Origin of the sequence: Novosphingobium acidiphilum DSM 19966, assembly GCF_000429005.1 — a bacterium.
Taxonomy (GTDB): domain Bacteria; phylum Pseudomonadota; class Alphaproteobacteria; order Sphingomonadales; family Sphingomonadaceae; genus Novosphingobium; species Novosphingobium acidiphilum.
The window spans coordinates 226,085-246,721 of sequence record NZ_AUBA01000005.1; the positions used below are offsets into that span (position 1 = coordinate 226,085).

19 protein-coding genes are annotated in these 20,637 nt (G+C 65.6%); 13 read left to right on the forward strand and 6 right to left on the reverse strand.

Features of this window, described 5'->3' with window-relative positions; genetic code table 11:
• The first annotated feature begins 10 nt into the window (after positions 1-10).
• The 3 genes from kdpC to G404_RS0106505 are packed head-to-tail and all read left to right on the forward strand — an operon-like array spanning position 11 to position 3,992.
• A complete protein-coding gene (gene kdpC, locus G404_RS0106495; RefSeq protein ID WP_028640357.1) occupies positions 11-592 on the forward strand; it encodes a potassium-transporting ATPase subunit KdpC in 582 nt (193 codons plus the stop codon).
• Positions 589-3,315, forward strand: a complete 2,727-nt coding sequence (locus G404_RS0106500; protein WP_028640358.1) for a sensor histidine kinase — start codon at positions 589-591, stop codon at positions 3,313-3,315. The genes kdpC and G404_RS0106500 overlap by 4 nt, the downstream gene beginning before the upstream one ends.
• Positions 3,312-3,992 (forward strand): response regulator, encoded by a 681-nt coding sequence (locus G404_RS0106505; RefSeq protein ID WP_028640359.1) that lies wholly within the window; start codon positions 3,312-3,314, stop codon positions 3,990-3,992. The genes G404_RS0106500 and G404_RS0106505 overlap by 4 nt, the downstream gene beginning before the upstream one ends.
• A 33-nt stretch (positions 3,993-4,025) precedes the next feature.
• Here the strand turns inward: G404_RS0106505 and G404_RS0106510 are convergent, their stop codons facing one another.
• Entirely contained in the window at positions 4,026-4,682 is a 657-nt protein-coding gene (locus G404_RS0106510) for a TetR/AcrR family transcriptional regulator (RefSeq protein WP_028640360.1), read from the reverse strand.
• Between the two features lie 136 nt (positions 4,683-4,818).
• Here G404_RS0106510 and G404_RS0106515 point away from each other — a divergent pair, with 136 nt between their 5' ends.
• From G404_RS0106515 to G404_RS0106545, 7 genes are read left to right on the forward strand one after another with little or no spacing between them, the layout of a single operon-like run.
• Positions 4,819-6,012: an amine dehydrogenase large subunit gene (locus G404_RS0106515; protein ID WP_051280289.1), complete on the forward strand. Its 1,194-nt coding sequence runs from the start codon at positions 4,819-4,821 to the stop codon at positions 6,010-6,012.
• Complete coding sequence (locus G404_RS0106520; RefSeq protein ID WP_169719693.1) at positions 6,012-6,509, forward strand: MauE/DoxX family redox-associated membrane protein; 498 nt, start codon at positions 6,012-6,014, stop codon at positions 6,507-6,509. The genes G404_RS0106515 and G404_RS0106520 overlap by 1 nt, the downstream gene beginning before the upstream one ends.
• Complete coding sequence (locus G404_RS0106525; protein ID WP_211230741.1) at positions 6,509-7,099, forward strand: redoxin family protein; 591 nt, start codon at positions 6,509-6,511, stop codon at positions 7,097-7,099. Before G404_RS0106520 ends, G404_RS0106525 begins: the two co-directional genes overlap by 1 nt.
• A 3-nt stretch (positions 7,100-7,102) precedes the next feature.
• Positions 7,103-7,651 (forward strand): methylamine dehydrogenase light chain, encoded by a 549-nt coding sequence (locus G404_RS0106530; RefSeq protein ID WP_028640364.1) that lies wholly within the window; start codon positions 7,103-7,105, stop codon positions 7,649-7,651.
• A complete protein-coding gene (locus G404_RS0106535) occupies positions 7,648-8,112 on the forward strand; it encodes a c-type cytochrome (protein ID WP_245584421.1) in 465 nt (154 codons plus the stop codon). The genes G404_RS0106530 and G404_RS0106535 overlap by 4 nt, the downstream gene beginning before the upstream one ends.
• A complete protein-coding gene (locus tag G404_RS0106540; protein WP_051280291.1) occupies positions 8,109-8,555 on the forward strand; it encodes a cytochrome c family protein in 447 nt (148 codons plus the stop codon). Before G404_RS0106535 ends, G404_RS0106540 begins: the two co-directional genes overlap by 4 nt.
• Positions 8,556-8,586: 31 nt before the next feature.
• On the forward strand, positions 8,587-10,239 hold the full coding sequence (locus G404_RS0106545; RefSeq protein ID WP_028640367.1) for an AMP-binding protein: 1,653 nt from the start codon (positions 8,587-8,589) through the stop codon (positions 10,237-10,239).
• Here the strand turns inward: G404_RS0106545 and G404_RS0106550 are convergent.
• Genes G404_RS0106550 through G404_RS0106565 form a run of 4 tightly spaced genes read right to left on the reverse strand, consistent with a single transcriptional unit; the run spans position 10,217 to position 15,261 of the window.
• Positions 10,217-11,524 carry an ABC transporter ATP-binding protein gene (locus tag G404_RS0106550; RefSeq protein WP_028640368.1) on the reverse strand — a complete coding sequence of 436 codons (1,308 nt, stop codon included), beginning with the start codon at positions 11,522-11,524 and terminating at the stop codon, positions 10,217-10,219. The two genes, G404_RS0106545 and G404_RS0106550, sit on opposite strands and share 23 nt — an antisense overlap.
• Positions 11,525-11,561: 37 nt before the next feature.
• Positions 11,562-13,307, reverse strand: coding sequence for an ABC transporter permease (locus G404_RS0106555; protein ID WP_028640369.1), 1,746 nt, complete (start codon positions 13,305-13,307; stop codon positions 11,562-11,564).
• A gap of 14 nt (positions 13,308-13,321) precedes the next feature.
• Positions 13,322-14,050 carry an MgtC/SapB family protein gene (locus G404_RS0106560; RefSeq protein WP_051280293.1) on the reverse strand — a complete coding sequence of 243 codons (729 nt, stop codon included), beginning with the start codon at positions 14,048-14,050 and terminating at the stop codon, positions 13,322-13,324.
• Positions 14,051-14,064: 14 nt separating this feature from the next.
• Positions 14,065-15,261: a carbohydrate porin gene (locus G404_RS0106565; protein ID WP_245584422.1), complete on the reverse strand. Its 1,197-nt coding sequence runs from the start codon at positions 15,259-15,261 to the stop codon at positions 14,065-14,067.
• A 437-nt stretch (positions 15,262-15,698) separates the two neighbouring features.
• Between G404_RS0106565 and G404_RS0106570 the strand changes: the two genes are divergently transcribed.
• The 3 genes from G404_RS0106570 to G404_RS0106580 all read left to right on the forward strand — a co-directional run bounded on the left by G404_RS0106570 (position 15,699) and on the right by G404_RS0106580 (position 18,612).
• Positions 15,699-15,977 (forward strand): metal/formaldehyde-sensitive transcriptional repressor, encoded by a 279-nt coding sequence (locus tag G404_RS0106570; protein ID WP_028640372.1) that lies wholly within the window; start codon positions 15,699-15,701, stop codon positions 15,975-15,977.
• Between the two features lie 101 nt (positions 15,978-16,078).
• A complete protein-coding gene (locus tag G404_RS0106575; protein WP_245584423.1) occupies positions 16,079-17,302 on the forward strand; it encodes an FAD-binding domain-containing protein in 1,224 nt (407 codons plus the stop codon).
• A complete protein-coding gene (locus G404_RS0106580; RefSeq protein ID WP_028640374.1) occupies positions 17,299-18,612 on the forward strand; it encodes an ABC1 kinase family protein in 1,314 nt (437 codons plus the stop codon). Before G404_RS0106575 ends, G404_RS0106580 begins: the two co-directional genes overlap by 4 nt.
• On the opposite strand, the gene G404_RS0106585 is transcribed toward G404_RS0106580, so the two are convergent.
• A complete protein-coding gene (locus G404_RS0106585) occupies positions 18,613-20,565 on the reverse strand; it encodes a tetratricopeptide repeat-containing sulfotransferase family protein (protein ID WP_028640375.1) in 1,953 nt (650 codons plus the stop codon). It lies immediately after the preceding gene.
• Positions 20,566-20,637 lie beyond the last annotated feature (72 nt).

Consider the following 20,637-nt stretch of genomic DNA (forward strand, 5'->3'; position numbering starts at 1 on the left):
ACATCGACCCATGCTGAATGATCTGGCCAAGGCCTTTCGCCCGGCCCTTGTGCTGACCGTGCTGCTGTTTGTGCTGACCGGTCTGGTCTATCCGCTGACCATGACCGGACTGGCGCAGGCGCTGTTTCCGCACGCGGCCAATGGATCGCTGATCCGGCGCGACGGCCATGTCATCGGCTCTGCCCTGATCGGGCAGGCCTTTGCCGCGCCGGGCTATTTCCATCCACGGCTGTCGGCGGCGGGCAAAGGCTATGATCCGACCCAGTCGGGCGGGTCGAACCTGGGCCCCACGTCAAAGGCCCTGATCGACCGGGTGTCGGCCGATGTGCGCGCCAATCCGGGTGCGCCAGCCGATCTGTTGACCACATCGGCATCCGGGCTTGATCCCGATATCACGCCCGAGGCCGCCGAGTGGCAGGTGCCGCGCGTGGCTGCCGCGCGCCATCTGGCGCCGGCCCGGGTCAACGCGCTGGTGCAGAACGCGATACGCGCGCCCTTGCTGGGGCTGATCGGAGAACCCCGGGTCAATGTTCTGACGCTCAATCTGGCGCTCGACAAATTGGCCGGCAAAGGCGCACAACACGTTTCATGAACGACCTGCCCCGTCCCGACCCCGATGCCCTGTTGCGCACCTTGGCACTGGGCAACGGCAAAACCGCGGGCAGCGCGGGCGCAGGCGAAAAATCGCGCGGTCGGCTCAAGGTGTTTCTCGGCGCCGCGCCGGGCGTTGGCAAGACCTGCGAAATGCTCGACGATGCAGCGGCGCGGCAAAAGGCCGGGATCGATGTGGTGATCGGGCTGGTCGAGGCGCACGGCCGGATGGAAACCGTCGCGCGCACCACCGGGTTCGAAGTGATCGCGCGCCGCCGGATCGAATACCAGGGCCGCGTGCTCGAAGAAATGGACATCGATGCGGTGCTGGCGCGGCGGCCAGGCCTGGTGCTGATTGACGAACTGGCGCACACCAATGCGCCGGGCAGCCGCCATGACAAACGGTATCAGGACGTCGAGGAAATCCTCGATGCCGGGATCGAGGTCTATTCGACGCTCAATATCCAGCATCTGGAAAGCCTGAACGATGTCGTCGCCTCGTTCACGCGGGTGCGGGTGCGCGAAACCCTGCCCGACAGGGTGCTCGAACAGGCCGAACTCGAAATCGTCGACCTGCCCCCCGACGAGCTGATCGAACGGCTGCGCGACGGCAAAGTCTATGTGCCCGAAGAAGCCAGCCGCGCGCTGGCGCATTTCTTTTCCAAATCCAACCTGTCGGCCTTGCGCGAACTGGCGCTGCGCCGTGCGGCGCAGGCGATCGACGCCCAGATGCTCGATCACGTGCGCGCGCATGCACTGGGGGGCAAATGGGCGGCGGGCGAACGGCTGGTTGTGGCCGTGTCGGAACACCCCGGTGCCGCAGCGCTGGTGCGCGCGGCCAAACGCATGGCCGATGCGCTGGGCGCGCCCTGGACTGCGCTGCATGTCCAGACCACGCGCGATCTGGCGTTTTCGGACGAACAGGCGCGGCAATTGTCGGCCACGCTGGAACTGGCGCAGCATCTGGGCGGGCAGACAGCGGCCATCCCCGCAGAATCGGTGACCGAAGGCCTGGCGACGTTTCTTGACGAAGCGCGCGCGACCCAGCTGATCCTGGGCAAGGCAGCGCGTTCGCACTGGCACGAATGGCGCCATGGGTCGGTGGTGGACAACATGGTGCGCCATGCCTCGGGCGTGGCGATCCATGTGCTGACGCTGGATGACCAGGCCGAACGCGTGCGACCCGGGCCGTTGCAACGCCTGCGTGCCGATCGCTGGGGATCACCGTTCGGCTATGGCGTGTCGCTGACGCTGGTCGTGCTGGTCACGCTGATCGGCCATTCGATCTATGGCCTGGGCAATGTTACCAATATCGCGCTGCTATACCTGTTGCCGGTGCTGGTGGCGGCCACGCGCTATGGCCTGCGTACCGGGCTGGTTACAGGTCTTGCCTCGTCACTGGCGTACAATTTCTTTTTCATCCCGCCGATCTACACGTTCACGATTGCCGATCCGCAAAACCTGATCACGGTGATGGTGCTGCTGGGCATCGCCGTGCTGGTCAGCCAGATGGCCTCGCGCGTGCGCGACCATGCCATGCTTGCCCGCCAGAGCGCGGCGCAGAACAGCGCGCTGGCAGGCTTTGCGCGCCACTTGACCGCGATCGCCACCGAAACCGAGCTGGGCCAGGTGCTTTGCGCCGAAGTCGCGCGGCTGCTCGATGTGCGCAGCGTGCTGATGCTGCCCGAAATGGGCACGCTGGCGGTGCGCGCTGCCATCCCGCCCGAAGACCGCATGCACACGCTGGAACACGCCGCCGCACGCTGGGCGTTCGACAACAACCGCAGCGCCGGGCGCGGGTCCGACACGCTGAGCGCGTGCGAATGGCTGTTTACCCCGGTCAACGCCGGTGGCCGCGTGCTGGGTGTGCTGGGGATCGCGCGCGCCGACACCGCAGCACCCTTGCGCACCGATCAGTCGCCGCTGTTGTCCAGCCTGCTCGACCAGGCCGGGTTGGCGCTCGAACGCATCACGCTCGAAGGCGAAATGTCGACCGTTGCCAAATTGCGCGAACAGGACCGGTTGCGCACCGCGCTGCTGTCTTCGGTCAGCCACGACTTGCGCACGCCTTTGACCGCGATCATCGGCAATCTGGCAGCGATCGCGCCCGCCGATGCCGTGCAGGCCGAACAATTGGGCAGCGCACGGGCCGAAGCCGAACGGCTGAGCGGATTTCTGGCCAATCTGCTCGATATGGCGCGGATCGAGGCGGGTGTGCTGACACGCAACAGCGAACCGGTCGATCTGGCCGAGGCCATTGCCAGCGCGGTGCACGACTTGCGCGTCCGGCTGGCCCATACGCCGATCGTGATGGACGTATCGCCCGATCTGCCGTTTGTGCGGGTTGATCCGCAGTTGTTCCACCAGTGCCTGATCAACCTGATCGACAACGCCGCCAAATATGGCGATGCCGGCGCAGCAATCGCCCTGGCCGCGCACCGCGAACCCGGCAGGCTGACGCTGATGGTGCTCGACCAGGGGCCGGGCCTGCCAGCGGGCGAGGAAGACCGCATTTTCGAAACCTTCGCCCGGATCGAAGGATCCGACCGCAAGGGCGGCACCGGGCTGGGCCTGGCCATCGTGCGCGGGTTCTGCACCGCGATGGGGCTGACCGTGTCGGCGGCCAACCGCACCGACGGCGTGCGCGGGGCGTGTTTTTCGATCCGCTTTGACAATGCGCACCTGACCAGTCCCGATATCGAAAAGGCAGAAAGCGCCCTATGAAACCGCCCGCCGTGTTGGTGATCGAAGACGATGCCGCGATCCGCCGGCTGTTGCAGACCGCGCTTATCCGCGAAGGCTATCGCGTGATCGAGGCCATCGACGCGCGCGCTGCCATGGCCTCGTTGTCGATCGACAAGCCCGACGCGGTGCTGCTCGATCTGGGCCTGCCCGATCGCGACGGATTGGAACTGGTGCCGCTGATCAAGGCCGCGGGCTGCGCGCTGATCGTGGTGTCGGCGCGCGGCGACACCGATCAGAAGGTGACCGCACTCGACCTGGGTGCCGACGACTACGTGATCAAGCCCTTCGACAGCGAGGAACTGCGCGCCCGGCTGCGCACCGCACTGCGCCACCGCCTGCGCGCAACCAGCCAGTCAGACGTGGTCACGCTGGGCGATGTGGTGATCGACCTGTCGGCGCGGCTGGTCACGCGCGAAGGCCGAGAGGTGCACCTGACGCCCAAGGAATACGGGATGATTGCCGAACTGGCGCATCATCCCGGCCGCGTGATCACCCATGCCCAGCTGTTGCGCGCGGTGTGGGGCCCCGGGCATGAACACGATGTCGAATACTTGCGCGTGGCGGCCCGCGGCATCCGCCGCAAGCTTGAGGCGGATCCCGCCACGCCCGTGCTGCTGCGCAACGAGCCCGGTGTGGGCTATCGGCTGATGGGGTAACGGCGGATCGGGCAATGCGCACGCGGACGTGCGTTAGCCTGCGCCGCCCCCACCCGACCGATAGCCGCGCACCAGATCGACAAAGCTGGTGATCGCAATGTGCTTGATCTGGTCCATGCGCGCTTCGAACGGCTTGGCATGGCCGGCAAACATCGTCGCCCCCTCCATCGCAAACGAGATGAACAGCGCCAGGGTTTCGCGCGCCGGCGGCGCCAGATCGGGCCGCATTGCCGCGATGATCGGATGCAACGGTGCGCGCGCGCGGGCGTAAAGCTCGTGCATGCGGTCATGGATGAAGGGATCGTGGTTCGACAGCGCCCACAGCTCGGGAAAGAACCGCGTGGTCTTCTTGGCCGAGATATCGTCGAGCACCAGCTGGCAATACCGATCGAGCCGTTCTTCGGGGCTCAGATCCGGGCGCTCGACCAGGGTATCGAATTCGCGCTCGTAGCTCGAGATCACCGCATCGAGCAGTTCGCGCACAAGATCCTCGCGCGTGCGATAATGGTAGGTCAGATTGCCGAATTTCATCCCGCAGTCGGCCGCGATCCGCCTCATCGACATCGCCTGCCAGCCATGTTCGATCAGGATGTTCAGCGCGGTGCGCAAGATCAGTTCGCGGGTTTCGCGGCCTTTGACATAGCCGGCGGTGCGTTCGGGCACGATCAGATCGGATACGGCGGGTGGCACAAGGGTTCTCCAGCTGAATTTAGGTCACAACCACAATTTAGGTACATTGACAAGTTTCTGTCGTGGCCGCAGTCTTTGCGCCTGGGCCCGCCCCGTGCGGTGGGCGCGGCAGATTTTGCCAGAAGGAAAACGCGCAATGCTCAGACAGTCCGGGCGCAAGTGGATCGGTTTGCTGCCATCCGCGCTGGCGCTGGCCACCTCAAGCCCTGCGCTGGCCGATGGCGCGGCCTATCCCGCCGCCCTGCCCGCCGAGCCTATGCCGGCGGTGGCGCATCTGCCTGCGGCCTGGCCCAAAAGCTGGGTGCTGATCCACGATTTCAATTTCAATTCGATTGTCGATGGCCGCGTGGTGGTGGTCGACACCGCATCGGCCAACCAGCCGTTGAAAGGCATCGTGCGCGCGGCCCAGTTCGGCAATGCCCTGCTGTCGGTCAAACGCGGCGAGATCCTGACTGCCGAAACGTTCTACAGCCGGCTGACCCGCGGCACGCGCACCGATGCAATCACGTTCTGGAACCTGACCGATCTCAAACCCACCGGCGAAGTGGTGCTGCCGGGTGGCAAACGCCAGCAATCGGTGACCTATCCGCAGCTGTTCCAGTTTACCAATGACGAAAAATGGGCGCTGGTCGCCAATTTTACGCCGGCGCAATCGGTCAGCGTGGTCGATCTGGACGGCCGTGCGGTGCTGGGCGAAATCGACTTGCCCGGCTGTTCGCAGATCTACCCCACCGGCACGCGCGGCTTTTCCAGCTTTTGCGCCGATGGGTCGCTGTTTTCGGTCGCGCTCGATGCGACGGGCAAAGTCGCCCGTTCGGGCACGATCAGGCGCGTGCAGGACATCGACCAGCAGGCGCTGTTCAGCACCCCGGCCTGGGTGGGCCGCACCGCGTGGTTTGTCGGGCAGCGCGGCGTGCTCCAGGGGTTCGATTTTTCGGGCGATCTGGCCAAAATGATCCCTGGCGCATTCACCGTCGGCACAGCCGCAGGCGCCATCCCCGAATGGCGCCCCTCGGGCTGGCAGGTCATCAATGCCGATGCGGCGGGGCACCTGTATGTGCTGATGAACCCCGCGGGCAAAGAGGGCAGCCACAAGGATGGCGGCACCGAAGTGTGGGTGTTCGACACCGCCAAAAAGGTGCGCACCGCGCGGATCGCGCTCAAGGCGCAGTCGATTGCGGTGGCGGTAACGCGCGAAGACATACCCCATCTCGTGCTGGCGCGCGCCGACGGGGTGATCGACGTCTATGACGCGGTATCGGGGGCCTTTGTGCGCTCATTGGGCGCCACCGTGGCGTATAACCCCGTCACCATCACCCCGGTGCCATGATGCGCGCGCTGGCTCTGTTTCTGGCGATGGTGCTGGCGCTGTCGGCACTGCACAAACTGCGCGACGGAGACCGTCTGCGCCTCGCGACCGGACGGCTGGCCGGGGTGACAGGCCCGCTGTCCACCGTGCTGATGGTGCTGGCGGGCGCTGTCGAAGCGGTCGCCGCGCTGTGCCTCGTGCTGCCCGAAGCCGTGCCGGCAGGCGCGGCGATCGCAGCCCTGCTGTGGCTGGCCTATGGTTTTGCGCTGTGGCGCCGCCGCGGTGAAGTGCTCGATTGCGGTTGCGATCTGCAGGCACGCCCGCGTGCGGTCGACAGGGCACAGATCGCGCGCCCGCTGGTTCTGGCGGCATTGGCGATCGCGGCGGCCGCGTCGCCCGCCACCCTGGCCACCCTTCCCCTGGCGTTCGACGCGATGGCGGCATGCGGCGCGTTGGCGCTTTATTTCGCAGCACTTGATATCATGGCCATCCCGGCCCCGCGCTGGAGGACATCGTGATGCTGATTTCGCAAATCCTGTTATGGGCGGCGGTGATCGTCGAGGCGCTGCTGATTGCCGCACTGGCGCGCCAGATCGGCGTGCTGCACGAACGCATCGCGCCCGCAGGCGCGCTGACCCTGCCGCAAAGCGCCAAAGTGGGCGAAGCAGCAACCGCGCTGACGCTTGCCACCACGGCCGGGGCCACGCTGGTCATCGGCGGCACGCGGAACAAACGCAGCCAGCTGCTGTTCTTTGCCTCGCCCGATTGCCCGGTGTGCAAATCGCTGCTGCCGGTGGTGCGCTCTGCCGCGCGGGCAGAAGCGGGCTGGCTCGACGTGGTGATCGCGGGCGATGGCGCGCCTGCCGCCTATCGCCAGCTGGCCGCAGTGCATGCGATCGAACACCTGCCGATGGTCCTGTCCGAAGCGCTGGGCCGGTCGTTCGGCGTGTCAAAGCTGCCCTATGCCGTGCTGCTGGACGAACAGGGACGGGTTGCCTCGACCGGTCTGGTCAACAGCCGCGAACATCTTGAAAGCCTGTTTGTCGCCAAGGAGCACGGGGTCGCCTCGATCCAGGACTATCTTGCCAAACGCAGTGGAGACGCCTGAGCCATGGCCGGTATGGACACATTTGCCGAACGCCTGACGCGTACGATCGCGCGCGGCACTTCGCGCCGCAGCCTGCTTGCCAAACTGGGACTGGGCATGACCGGCGCGGCCGCGTTTCCGGTGCTGCCGGTCGCGCGTGCGGCCACCCACCCCGAAGGACCGGCGCATCAGACGGTAACCTCGGGCACTATCCAGGATCCGGGCGATCGCACCACGTGCGATTACTGGCGCTATTGCGCCATCGACGGGTTTTTGTGCACGTGCTGCGGCGGCGCGGTCAACCAGTGCCCGCCCGGCACTGAAATGAGCCCGATAACCTGGATCGGCACCTGCACCAACCCGGCTGACAATCGCGCCTATATCATCAGCTACAACGATTGCTGCGGCACCAGTTCGTGCGGGCAATGCCTGTGCAACCGCAACGAAGGGGACCGGCCGCAAGTGCGCACGCAATCAAACAACGATTACAACTGGTGCCTGGGCACGGGCAGCAGCGTTTACAACTGTTCGACCGCGGTGATTGTGGGCGTGGCGCTGGATCATCCACGGTGAGGCGCGCGGCGGCTGTGGCGCTGATCGGCGCGGCGCTGGCCACCACCGGCGCGCAGGCGCAGGATGCTGCGCGCGATGGCGCATCGCTTTTTGGCCGCTGTGCGGCATGCCACACCGCCACCGGCGCGGGCCTGCCTGGCGCGTTTCCACCGCTCAATCGCGATCTGCGCATGCTGGCCGCGCGGCCCGAGGGGCGGCGCTATCTGGCGCTGGTGGTCATGGTCGGGCTAATCGGGCCGCTTGTGGTCGAAGGACAAAGCTATCGCAATGTGATGCCCGCGCAATCGGGGCTGGATGCCGCCGACGTGGCCGCGGTGCTGAACCACATCGGGACGCGGATCAGCCACGATGGGCCGTCATTTCGCCCGTTCACCGTGGCCGAAGTCGCAGGCTATGCCGCCGATGCCCCCAAAATCAGCCCGACCGACCTTGCCGCACTCCACGCCAGGCTGGAAAAATGACCGTGCGCATCCGCCTGCTGCCGATCCTGGGTCTGGCCCTGATCGGCGCGGCACCGGGCACGATGCCGGGGGTGCCCGACGCCGAACAGGCGACCGCCGACTATATGCTGAAATGCCAGGGTTGCCACCGTCCCGACGGCAGCGGTGATGATCGTTCCAATCCGCCGATGCGCGGCATGGTCGCACGGTTTCTGACCGTGCCGGGCGGGCGCGAATTCCTGGGCCGGGTGCCGGGCGTTGCCACCACCAACCTTGACGATGCGCGGCTGGCCCAATTGCTGAACTGGACGCTGTATCGTTTTGACGCGGGGCATGTGCCGCGTGACTTTCACCCCTATACCCCGGCCGAAGTGGGCAGCCTGCGCCAGAACCCGCTGCGCCTCGACCGGCAAGCGGTGCGCGCGCGGCTGGTTGCCCGGTTCGCGCAAACCGACCAATTCTGATACACCGATGGCAAACGCTGCGGAGACGAGGATGACTGACCTGTCCTGGGCGCAGGGGCCGACCGACGTGCCCCTGCTGGACCTGACAATCGGCGCGGCGTTGCGCCAGGCCGCTGCGCGCTGGGGCGACAGTCTGGCGCTGGTGTCGCGCCATCAGGCGCTGCGCGCAACCTGGGCGCAGCTTGATGCGGCCGTCGACCGCATGGCCGCCGGTCTGATCGCCCAAGGGGTCCAGGCGGGCGACCGCGTCGGTATCTGGGCACCCAATTGCGCCGAATGGGCGGTGATCCAGTTTGCCACCGCGCGGATCGGTGCGATCCTGGTGACGATCAACCCTGCCTATCGCACCAGCGAAGTGGCCCATGCGCTGAACACGGTTCAATGCAGCGTGCTGGTCACCGCCGATCGGTTCAAGACCAGCGATTATATCGCCATGCTGCGCGAAATCTGGCCTTTGCACGTGCCCGGGCTGCGCCTGGTGGTCACGCTGGGCGATGCGGCACACACCGGCTGTCTGCGCTGGGACGATCTGGCACGACCGGCCGATGCCGCGGCGATCGATGCGGCGGGTGCCGCATTGTCGCCCGACGATGCGATCAACATCCAGTTCACCAGCGGCACCACCGGCCTGCCCAAGGGCGCGACGCTGACCCACCGCAACATCCTTAACAACGGCTATTTTACAGGGCGCACGCTGCAATTGACGCCGGCTGACCGGGTTTGCATCCCGGTGCCGTTATACCACTGTTTCGGCATGGTTCTGGGCAATCTGGCCTGCATCACCAGCGGTGCCGCAATGGTCTATCCGGCGGCTGCCTTTGATCCTGTGGCGGTGCTTGATGCCGTGGGCGATGAGGGCTGCACCGCGCTGTATGGCGTGCCGACGATGTTTATCGCGCTGCTCAATCATCCGGCACTTGGACTTGCGCGCACGCACACGCTGCGCACCGGGATCATGGCCGGTTCACCCTGCCCGTTGGCGACGATGCGCGAAGTGATCGATCGGCTGGGCATGGATCAGGTGACAATCGGCTATGGCATGACCGAAACCAGCCCGCTGACCACGCAGACCGCAACCGACGATCCGATCGAAACCCGCGTCGGCTCGGTCGGGCGCGTGCACCCCCATGCCGAGGCGAAAATCGTCGACCAGGACGGAGCGACGCTGCCCCGTGGCGTGGCCGGCGAATATTGCGCGCGCGGCTATGCGGTGATGCAGGGATACTGGGGCGACCCGCTGCGCACCGCCGATGCGATCGATGCGCAGGGCTGGATGCATTCGGGCGACCTGGCAACGATGGACGCGCAGGGCTATGTGCGGATCACCGGGCGGATCAAGGATACGATCATTCGCGGCGGCGAAAACATTTCCCCGCGCGAGATCGAGGAATTTCTGCTGGACCATCCCGCCATCGCCGATGCCCAGGTGTTCGGCGTGCGCGATGCGCGCTTTGGCGAGGAAGTCTGCGCGTGGGTCATCCCCCGCCCCGGCGCCGCACTGACCGCCGAAGACATCACCGCGCACTGCCGCGGACGCATCGCGCACTACAAAGTGCCGCGCCATGTCCGCGTGGTCGCGGCCTTTGCCATGACCGTGACCGGCAAAGCGCAGAAATTCGAAATGCGCCGGATGATGGAAGCCGAACTCGACGGGCGCAATATCAGTGCTGGTCTTCCAGACTGAAGCGGTCGTCATCTTCGTCATAGGCAAAGACTTCGGCATAACGACCCCACAGCGTGACCGTGCGCAAGGTTTCGTCGGCGTAGTCCTCGCTCATGTAATCTTCCAGTTCATCGCGGAACCGGCGGGCCGGCGCCTCGTGGCTGGCGCGTTCGTCCAGGACACGGCGGATATGCTGGACCAGCGGCACGTGCTGGCTCAGCGCCTGGGCAAACAGCGCCTTGCGCTGGTCGACATCGCCCTGCGCATAGCGGCGCGCCGACGGCGTCAGCACCAGTTCGGCGCCGCGCAATTCGGCAAAGCGCAGCAATTGCAGCGTTTCGGCCATCGGAAACAGTTCGTCAGCCTCAAGCTGCAGCGAATCCGCCAATTGCGACATGCTGGCCTTGCCATCGAACGGCGTGCCGTCGACTTCTTCGATCAGACCCGCGATCGAGTTGGTCGAGACCCGCGGCAGCACCATCGCGATGCCGGTGCCGGGAAACACGCCGTCGCGCATCGGCGCGTTCATTTCGGTGCGCGCGGTCATCCGCGCATAGATGTCATCGACCAGCGCGCGGAACGCCGGATCAAGCCGATCGCGCGGCTGCGGCAGATCGACGCGAATTTCGGCGACCACGCGCCCGGGATTCGACGAAAACACCAGGATGCGGTCGCACATCAGCACCGCTTCCTCGATGTTGTGCGTAACGATCAGGATCGATTTGATCGGCACGCGACCTTCGGACCACAGATCGAGCAGATCGGTGCGCAGCGTTTCGGCGGTCAGCACGTCAAGCGCCGAAAACGGTTCGTCCATCAGCAGCAGCGACGGATTGACCACCAACGCGCGCGCCAGCCCGACACGCTGGCGCATGCCGCCCGACAGTTCCTTGGGGTAGGCGTTTTCAAACCCGTCGAGCCCGATCAGGTCGATCGCGGCTATGGCGCGCGCACGCGCCTCGGCGGCGGGCACTTTCTGCGCTTCAAGCCCCAGCTCCACGTTTTCGAGCACGCTCAGCCACGGAAACAGCGCAAAGGTCTGGAACACCATCGACACCGACGGGTCCTCCACATCTGGGCCGGGAACCAGCCGCGCAATCCCCGCGCTTGGGCGGATCAGCCCGGCGATCGATCGCAACAGCGTCGATTTGCCCGATCCGGAGCGGCCCAGCAGCCCGACAATTTCGCCCTGCGTCAATTCCAGATTGACGTCATCGAGCACGAGGTGTTCCTCGCCCGTGTAGAAGTGCTTCAGCCCTTTGACTTCGACCAGCAGGGGCTTTGCGTCAGCGGCAACGGTGGCCATGTGCGATGCTTCCTATCGTAAATTCGGTCAATCGGGATCAGCTCAGCCGCATGCGGCGTTCGCCATAGGCGTACAGCGGTCGCCACAGCAGCCGGTTGAACGCCAGCACAAACACGCACATCACGCCGATGCCCAGCGCCACGCGGGCATAGTCACCGCCTGTCGTTGCCTCGGCAATATAGCTGCCCAGGCCATGCGCGACCAGCTTGTGATTGCCCCACGATGCCACTTCGGCGACGATCGAGGCATTCCATGATCCGCCGCTCGCGGTCAGCGCACCGGTCACGTAATAGGGGAAAATGCCCGGTATCGCGACCTGGCGCCACCATTGCAGCCCGCGCACATGGAACATGTCGGCCGCTTCGCGCAGATCGGTCGGGATGGCGCTGGCGCCGGCAATGACGTTGAACAGGATGTACCATTGCGTGCCCAGGATCATCAGCGGCGACAGCCAGATATCGGGCGCAAGGTTCCATCGCACGATCACGATCACCGCAAACGGAAACAGCACGTTGGCGGGAAACGCCGCCAGAAACTGCGCCACCGGCTGCAACCGTTCGGCCCAGACCGGGCGCAGCCCGATCCACACCCCGATCGGCACCCAGATCACGCTGGCAATGGCGATCAGCACCATCACCCGGATCATCGTCAGGCACGCCAGCATCGTGGCGATAAACACATCGTGCCACACCAGGTACCGCATAACATAGCGCCCGATCAGGAACAGCGCCCACAGCACCACGATCGCAACCAGCGCCTGCCACACGCGTTCGACGGCCGGATGCACGCGGGTTTCGCCCGCAATCCGCCGGCGCGTCGTGCGCGGCTCAAACGCCAGCAACAGCCGCCCGATTGCGCCAAGCGGGGCCAGCACCACCGGCAACAGGCGCGTGCGGCGCAACAGATCGAACACCCACGAGGTGGGCCGTTCGGTCGAGGCAACCATTTCAAACCGGAACCGGTCGGCCCAGGCGACAATCGGGCGGAAAAACAGCTGGTCATAGGCAATGATCACCAGCGCCATGGCCCCCACCGCCTGCGCCACGGCATAGAAATTCTGCCGGTCGATCGCCACCGCCAGGTAGGAGCCGATGCCCGGCAGCGTGACCGTGGTGTTGCCCACGGTGATCGCCTCGGACGCGACCACGAAGAACCAGCCGCCCGACATCGACATCATCGCGTTCCACACCAGCGCGGGCGTGCCGAATGGCAGATCAAGCGCCAGGAACCGCCGGATCGGCGACAGCTTGTAGATCATCGTCGCCTCTTCCAGGTCGCTGGGGATCGACCGCAACGACTGGTAGAAACTGAACGCCATGTTCCACGCCTGGCTGGTGAAAATGACAAAGATCGACGCCGCCTCGACGCCGGCCACGCTGCCCGGAAACAGCCCCATGAAGAACGTGACGGTAAAGGTCAGGAATCCCAGGATCGGCACCGATTGCAGGATATCCAGCGCGGGCACGATCAATTGCCCGGCATGGCGGCTGCGCGCGGCCAGCGTCGCCACCACCAGCGTGAACACGGTCGAGGCGAACAGCGCGGCAAACATGCGCAGCACCGTGCGCAACGCGTAATAGGGCAGCCATGCCGGATCGAGCGTGACCGGGGCCATCTGCAACGTGGACAGCGGCGCCACCGCGCCTTGTGCAGCACGGAAGAACAGCACGCCAAGCCCCGCCAGAATGACGAATGCGATCGCATCTTCGGGGCTTGGGCGCGTCAGGCGCAGCATCCGCGAAAAGGCGGGAAGCGGGCGGGCGCTGTTGCGGTCTGGGCTCATCGCGTCTCGCTTTCTCAGCTCGTGGTGCTGACCGTCCAGGTGGCAGACATCACATTGCCATGGCGGGCAAGGTGTTCGGTAATCGCGTCAAGATCGGATTCGCTGGCGCGCGAGGGCACCAGCACGGCGGCCAGTTCCACCGCATCGTCGCTGGCCGCCAGGGTTTCGATTTCGCGGATCGGGTAATGCATCTGTTCCAGTTCATCGAACAGCATGTCGCGACCATGCGCAACATGTTCAGGCGGGACAGTCAGATGCACGCGGTACAAGGCTTCGGTTTCGTCAAGCGCCATCGGCCGCCGGTCGACAAATTCGACCAGCGGGCGAAGCAGCGTGTTGCCTGCCAGCACGAACAGCGTGACCAGCGCCGCTTCTGCCGGCAGACGCGCCCCGGCAAACGATCCGACCGCGGCCGATGCCCACAGCGTGGCCGCGGTGTTCAACCCGCGCACCTGGGTGCCGTCCTTCATGATCACGCCCGCGCCCAGAAATCCGATGCCCGACACGACATAGGCGATCACGCGCGTGCCGCCATCCACCCCTGATGTGCGCAGGCCCAGATCGACAAATGCCGCCGCCCCCACCGCCACCAGCACATTGGTGCGCAGCCCCGCGCTGCGCTGGCGCCATTGCCGTTCGGTGCCGATCACCACGCCCAGCACGAAGGCAGTGGCCAGGCACACGAACGTGGTCAGCAGCGCACCGGGCTGAAGTGCAAACGACGCGGCAAAAGGGCTGTTCATGACGGACATGGCATTCAAAACCCGGCGTGCAGACGCAGGCCGAACACGTGGACCGGGCCACGATCGCGGTTGTATGCAGGGTTGGCAATGAACTGGTAATCGAACGTCGCGGTTACGCCATTGATCACGCCGAACTGGTACCAGCCCTCGGCGATCCATTCATCGCCGGGGTGCGGCAACTGCCCGTCACCGACCAGCGTACCCAGGCCGCCATCGTTGAAAAAAACCTGCCGTGCGCGCGAAATGGCGTTGATCATCGCGCCCAGCCCGGCCTTGTCATCGCGGCGGTGCCATGCGGCACCCGCGACGGTTGCACCAAACGACACGCTGCGATCGATATCGGTGAAATCGTCGGTTTCGGTTACGCCGTCGCCGGCAGAAGCCCGCGCATAGACCCCAACATTCGGGGCCACTTCCTGTTCGACGTTCAGATACCCGCCGCCGTGATCGTTCATGTGGCGAAACGCGCTGTTGACCGGGGCAACGCCGGTCTGGTCAAACGATGCGATCATGTCGCGCAACAGCGCCAGATTGCCCCGCGTGAAATACCCGCCCAGCCGGACCGCGCCGGGATGGCCCGCGATCGTGTGCCGATGTTCCAGTTCGCTGACGATCTGGTATTGCTGCAGACCAACCTCGAGCGAGGGCTGATTGGGCTGTTTCGACAGGTCGAACAGGCCGGCGCGCAGCGTCCACGTCTGGTCATACAGCTCGAACGCGCCGCCAAAGGTAAAGCCCCACGCATTGGCGGCATAATCGAACGCACCGGCATCGATCAGCGACCAGTTGAGCACATCGCCGCGCGGATCATGGGCATAGCTGTTGGTGTCGAACACATCGACCACGCTGAATTTGCCCAGCCACAGCACCAGGCGGTCGGTGGCCTGTTTGCCGCCAAGCTGGTTGGCGGCAGGGGCAGCCGCCGCGATATCGCCGCCAAGATCGATTGTCTGGCGCAGGAACAGGCGCGGCAATTTGAAATAGGGTGCGGCCTTGCCCACCTTGTAGGCCTCGCCACTGGTGAACCCTGCAACGCCCAGCGTGTTCGACAAGCCGAAACCCTGATCGAATTCAGGGTTCACCCACAGTTCGCCACCGGTCCAGGGCCTGACCCCGACAAACAGTGTGGCATCGGCGGTTTCGCGGGTCTGATGCGGTGTCAGACTGTTGGTGCCGGTGTAGGGCGACGAAAAGCCGGGCGTTGATTGCACAGTGAACGTCGCCTGGCCATGCACTGCAAACGTCTGGGCGGGGGGATCAACGGGCGTATCGTCGGCACGCGCTGCACCAGGCAAAGCAAGCGCGACCAGCGGCAGCGCGCAAACGAACGAACGCGCGGTTACGCTTGCGCGGAGCGCACCACGGGCAACACACAACCAACTGCGATCAAGACGGCGGAGCAGGTGCAACTGTCGCCCTCGCCGGATGTCTCAGCAGAAATTCGCATGGTTGGCCCTGCCCTGATCCTGACGGTTGCGCATGATTTCGATTACCCGGGACCCGCCATCGCAACAAAATATGACGATTGCATGTCAGTCCAAGCCGACTCGACAGCGGCCCGCCTATACCCTAGGGGGGTATGCATCAACCCCAAAACCGCCGCGATCCATAGGGCTGGCGGTGCTTTACGGGATGCGGGATACCGACGATGGGCCACGTGGCGCGCGAAAAGCAGAAATTGCTGAACCGCATCAAGCGGATGCGCGGCCAGATCGAAGCGATCGAGCGCGCGGTCGAGGCCGATGAGGAATGCACGCGGGTGTTGCAGCAGGCCACGGCCTGCCGCGGCGCGCTCGACGGGTTCATTGCCGAAGTGATCGAGGATCACATTCATGACACGCTGATCGACCCGGCTGCCGATCCGCACGACCCCCGCCGCCTTGCCGCCGAGGAACTGGTGGCGATTGTGCACACGTATCTGACCTGATCGGGCGCATGCCCGTTCAGGCAGGTTGTCCGCACCGCCTGCGCCCCCCACCTGCCTGAGCGGCCGTCAGTGACGACGCCGCATTCAAAGGACTGCTGCGCTTGTCCGTTCCATCGCCTGCCGTGCTGACCCACCAACACCCCGTCACCCGTGCCGATGCGCTGGCGCGTGTGGCGCAATTTGCACCGCATGCCGGGGCGGACTATGCCGCCCGCCGCAATCTGGATCAGGGAGCGGGGCGGCATGACGCGGTGTCACGCCTGTCGGCGGCGCTGGCGCGACGCACGGTAAGCGAAGCAGACGTGCTTGCGCCGGTTCTGGCGCAGCATGGCGATGCGGCCGCCTTGTTTGTTAGCGAAGTGTTCTGGCGCACCTATTTCAAAGGCTGGCTCGAGGCGCGCCCGTTTGTATGGCACGGTTGGCTGGGCGCGCTCGACCGGATCGATGCGCGGCTGGGGCAGGACGATGCACTGGCCGCACGGCATCTGTCGGCGATACGCGGCGAAACCGGGATCGACTGCTTCGACCACTGGATCGGGGAACTGGCCGCCACCGGATATCTGCACAACTGGGCGCGGATGCAGGTTGCCTCGATCTGGATCTTTACCCTGGGCCTGCCATGGGAATTGGGTGCACGGCATTTCCTGCACCACCTGATCGATGCCGATGCTGCGTCGAACACGCTGTCGTGGCGCTGGGTCGCGGGCCTTCACACGCGCGGCAAGACGTATCTGGCCGACGCTTCGCGCATTATGCGGATGACCGGCGGGCGGTTCGCCCCCACCGGTCTTGCCACACGCGCGCTGGTGCCCGATGCGCCCGATCTGCCGCCCGCCCTGCCGCTGCGTGACACGATCGCACCCGATGGCGGTTTGCCAACGCTGGTGTGGATTACGCGCGACGATTGTTCGCTCGAAACCGAACCGGCCTTGCACGGCCTGCCGGTGCGCGCGGTCGCGGTCATCGATCCTGGCGATGCGCCCGAAGCGGACCGCACCGCGCTGGCCGACGGGCTGGCGCGCGCGGCCGCGCACTGGCAGGTGCCGGCCTGTCATGTCGCCGGCGCCGAGGCGCTGGCCGCGCTGGCAACCGAATGCGGCGCGCGCCAGGTGGTGACCGGACGCGTGCCAACCGGGCCCGGCCAGGATGCGTTGATTGCCGCACGCGGGGCCCTGCGCCGCGCCGGCCTTGTGCTGACCGAACACACCCGCGCGTGGGACCGCCACGCGTGGCCCCATGCCACACGCGGATTTTTTGCGTGCCGCGAAAAAATTCCGGCCCTGCTGGCGCAAGCCGGGCTGGCCGCGGGAAAGACACCACAATGACAGGCGATGCACGCAAAGTACCGGCGGGGCGATTTGCCCGGCTGGGCGCGTTCGGGCAGATCGCCGCGGGCGTGGCCGGCGGGGTGGTGGCCGAAGGCGCGCGGCGACTGGCCCAGGGTGATCGCCCCAGCATGGCCGATCTGCTGCTGACCCCCGCCAATGCCGCACGCGTAACCGATCAGCTGTCGCGGCTGCGCGGGGCGGCGATGAAGCTGGGCCAGATGATTTCGCTCGATGCAGGCGACATGCTGCCGCCCGAATTGACCCAGATCCTGGCGCGCCTGCGCGAATCCGCCAATATCATGCCCCCGGCCCAGCTTGAAAAAGTGCTGGCCGCTTCATGGGGTGCCGGCTGGCGCAAGCGGTTTCGCCGGTTTGACGCACGCCCCGTGGCCGCCGCCTCGATCGGCCAGGTCCACCGCGCCGAATTGCCCGATGGCCGGGTGGTGGCGATCAAGGTGCAATACCCGGGCGTTGCGCGCAGCATCGATTCCGATGTCGACAATGTCGCGACACTGCTGAAAGTATCCGGGCTGCTGCCCGCCAGCCTCGATGTCGCGCCGCTGCTGGTCGAGGCCAAGCGGCAGCTGCATGAAGAGGCCGACTATCTGCGCGAAGCGGCTATGATGACGCGCTATGCCGATCTGCTGGCCGACAATCCGCTGTTTGTGGTGCCGCGCCCGATCATGGACCTGACTGGCGGGCAGGTGCTGGCGATGGACTTCATTGCCGCGCGCCCGATCGAAACACTCGACGATGCATCCGCTGACGTGCGCAACCGCGTGATGCAGGCATTGCTTGGCCTGGTGCTGCGCGAACTGTTCGAATTCGGGTTCATGCAGACCGATCCCAATTTCGCCAATTTCCGCTGGATCGAGGCGACCGGCCAGATCGTCGTTCTGGATTTCGGCGCGGCCCGCGCGGTGGCCCCGGACGTCGCCGGCGATTACGGCGCATTGCTGGCGGCCGGGTTCCGCGGCGATGCCGCCGCGGTGCGCCAGGCATTGATCAATGTCGGGTTCGTCTCGCCAGTGCAGTTCGAACGCCACGGCGAGGCGCTCGACCGGATCATCGCGATCATTCTCGACCAGATCCGCCGGATCGATGATTTCGACTTTGCCGATCGCAGCTTTGTCGAACATATCCGCGCCGAAGTGCCCGGAATCGCGTCCGACCGCGACAGCTGGCACATTCCCCCGGCCGAGGCGCTGTTCGTGCAGCGCAAGATCAGCGGCACGGTGCTGCTGGCGGTGCGGATGAAGGCCCGCCTGCCGCTCAAAACGATGCTGCAGCCCTACGCCAGCGACTGATCAGTCGCGCCAGGTGTCGACCGCGTCGCCCAGCCCTGCGGCAAGCGGCGCCAGGTGGCGCTCGAACGCCCGCCAGTGGTCCAGACCCGATCGATAGATCGGCTGGCGGACCTGTTCGGAACTGACCGTACGCACCGAGCGGCTGTTTTCGAAAAAGCGCAAGGTCGCTGCATCGAACGGCAGCCCCAGCCAATCGAGCAGGGCGCGCACCTGCCCTTCGGTGTCATCGACCAGATCCTCGTAGATCAGCGTGCGCACCGCTGCGGGTGCGATCGTCCGGAAATGCCGCACCATGGCCAGGTAGTGGCGATAATACCGCGCCAGATCGTCCAGATCGTATGTAAAATCCTGCCCTTGCGCAAACAGCTGCTTGTAGCAGGAAAAACATGACGCCATCGGATTGCGCCGTACATCGATGATCCGCGCCTGCGGCAGGATCAGGCGGATCAGACCGACATGGCGGAAATTGTTGGGCATCTTGTCGATGAACCGCGTCCGTTGCAGCCTGCGATGGATGGCGGTCTGTGCCAGGTATCGCGCACCGAGCGCCCGGATTGCCTCGGGCGATGCCTGGGCCAGCCTGGCCAGCCCGCCATCCCCCTCGATCTGCGCGGCAAGCGCCGGAATGAAGGGCAGTTCCATCGTGCCTTCGACGCCGGCGTGGCTGGCAAGGATCTGCTCGACCAGCGTCGAGCCGGAACGCGGCAGGCCCACGACAAACACAGGCGACGGATCAGGATCGCCCCATTCGGCCCGAGCGGCCAGGAATTCGGGCGTGAACAGTGCCGTATTGGTCGCCAGTTCCGCAGCATAGTCGGGCAAGGCAACCCGCTGTCGCTGGCGCACCAGCCCCGCCCCCAACCGGTAATGACGAAATGCAGTGTCGACATCGCCGGCATCTTCGGCGCGGCGCCCCAGTGCATAGGCCAGATGCAGGCGATCTTCGTCGGGCAAGGGCCCGGCCAGCAAGGCGCGCATCGCCGCTTCGTCCGCAGGCGTCAGTACGCCGACCTTGAGATTGGCAAGGCTCCACCACGCCTCACCCGTTTCGGGCCGCAGGGCAAGCGCGCGACGATAGGCCGAAATCGCCGCATCGCGCATGCCGGCGGTGCGCAGCGCATGCCCGTGGTTGATCGCAACACTGGGATTGTCGGGAAACTGGCGGGCCAGATCGGCCTGCAGCGCCTCTGCCCCCTTGTCATCGCCAAGCAGGCCGAGACAGCCGGCCTGAAGATTGCGATAGGCGGGATTGGCAGGATCGGCCTCGACCAGCGGCCGCAGTTCGGCAAACGCGGCTTCACCCTCGCGTCGCAGAAACAGTGCACGCGCAAGATCGAACCGCGCCAATGCAAAGTCCGGACGCAACGCCAGGACATGGCGCAACAGCACCTCGGCATCGTCGAGTGCGTTGGCCATGATATAGCAGCAGGCGAGCAACCGCACCGCCTCGGTATTGTCGGGCTGGTTGCGGCAAATCTGCTGCAACACCGGTTCGGCGCGATCATGCAGCCCCAGCACGATCCATTCAGCGGCCTGGCCGACACCGGGATCGGTCTGTTCCAATCGCGCCAGCGCCGCTTTGGCCCGGGTTTCGCGCAGGGTGTCGCCCTGGCCAAACGCCACATCCTCGATCGTGGTCCATGCTTCGCGCAGCGAAGGATCGAGTGCCACGGCGGCATCAAGTTGCGCCAGCGCATCCTGCCGGCGGCCCAAAGCCGCAAGACAGGCGCCAATCTCAAATCGGGTGCGTGCCGCACGCGGCCAGGCCTTTGCCAGCTCGTCAAGGATCGGCATCGCTTCGGCCGCGCGGCCAAGACGGCGCAGCGCCGATGCCAGGATCAACCGCGGACGCGGATCGCCAGGCGCGCGTGCGCACAGCGCGCGCGCGTGGCGTTCGGCCAGGGCCGGATTGGTGGCCAGCGCTGTCGCCGCGATATCTACAGGATCGGACATGACAACGGCATTAGGCACGACCGGTGGACATGAAAAGGCCGGAATGCTGGCGCACTCCGGCCCCGTATTGGT

Coding starts and splice junctions, on each gene's coding strand:
- kdpC (WP_028640357.1), top strand. CDS start 11: ATGCTGAATGATCTGGCCAAGGCCTTTCGCCCGGCCCTTGTGCTGACC.
- G404_RS0106500 (WP_028640358.1), top strand. CDS start 589: ATGAACGACCTGCCCCGTCCCGACCCCGATGCCCTGTTGCGCACCTTG.
- G404_RS0106505 (WP_028640359.1), top strand. CDS start 3,312: ATGAAACCGCCCGCCGTGTTGGTGATCGAAGACGATGCCGCGATCCGC.
- G404_RS0106515 (WP_051280289.1), top strand. CDS start 4,819: ATGCTCAGACAGTCCGGGCGCAAGTGGATCGGTTTGCTGCCATCCGCG.
- G404_RS0106520 (WP_169719693.1), top strand. CDS start 6,012: ATGCGCGCGCTGGCTCTGTTTCTGGCGATGGTGCTGGCGCTGTCGGCA.
- G404_RS0106525 (WP_211230741.1), top strand. CDS start 6,509: ATGCTGATTTCGCAAATCCTGTTATGGGCGGCGGTGATCGTCGAGGCG.
- G404_RS0106530 (WP_028640364.1), top strand. CDS start 7,103: ATGGCCGGTATGGACACATTTGCCGAACGCCTGACGCGTACGATCGCG.
- G404_RS0106540 (WP_051280291.1), top strand. CDS start 8,109: ATGACCGTGCGCATCCGCCTGCTGCCGATCCTGGGTCTGGCCCTGATC.
- G404_RS0106545 (WP_028640367.1), top strand. CDS start 8,587: ATGACTGACCTGTCCTGGGCGCAGGGGCCGACCGACGTGCCCCTGCTG.
- G404_RS0106550 (WP_028640368.1), bottom strand. CDS start 11,524: ATGGCCACCGTTGCCGCTGACGCAAAGCCCCTGCTGGTCGAAGTCAAA.
- G404_RS0106555 (WP_028640369.1), bottom strand. CDS start 13,307: ATGAGCCCAGACCGCAACAGCGCCCGCCCGCTTCCCGCCTTTTCGCGG.
- G404_RS0106560 (WP_051280293.1), bottom strand. CDS start 14,050: ATGAACAGCCCTTTTGCCGCGTCGTTTGCACTTCAGCCCGGTGCGCTG.
- G404_RS0106570 (WP_028640372.1), top strand. CDS start 15,699: ATGGGCCACGTGGCGCGCGAAAAGCAGAAATTGCTGAACCGCATCAAG.
- G404_RS0106580 (WP_028640374.1), top strand. CDS start 17,299: ATGACAGGCGATGCACGCAAAGTACCGGCGGGGCGATTTGCCCGGCTG.
- G404_RS0106585 (WP_028640375.1), bottom strand. CDS start 20,565: ATGTCCGATCCTGTAGATATCGCGGCGACAGCGCTGGCCACCAATCCG.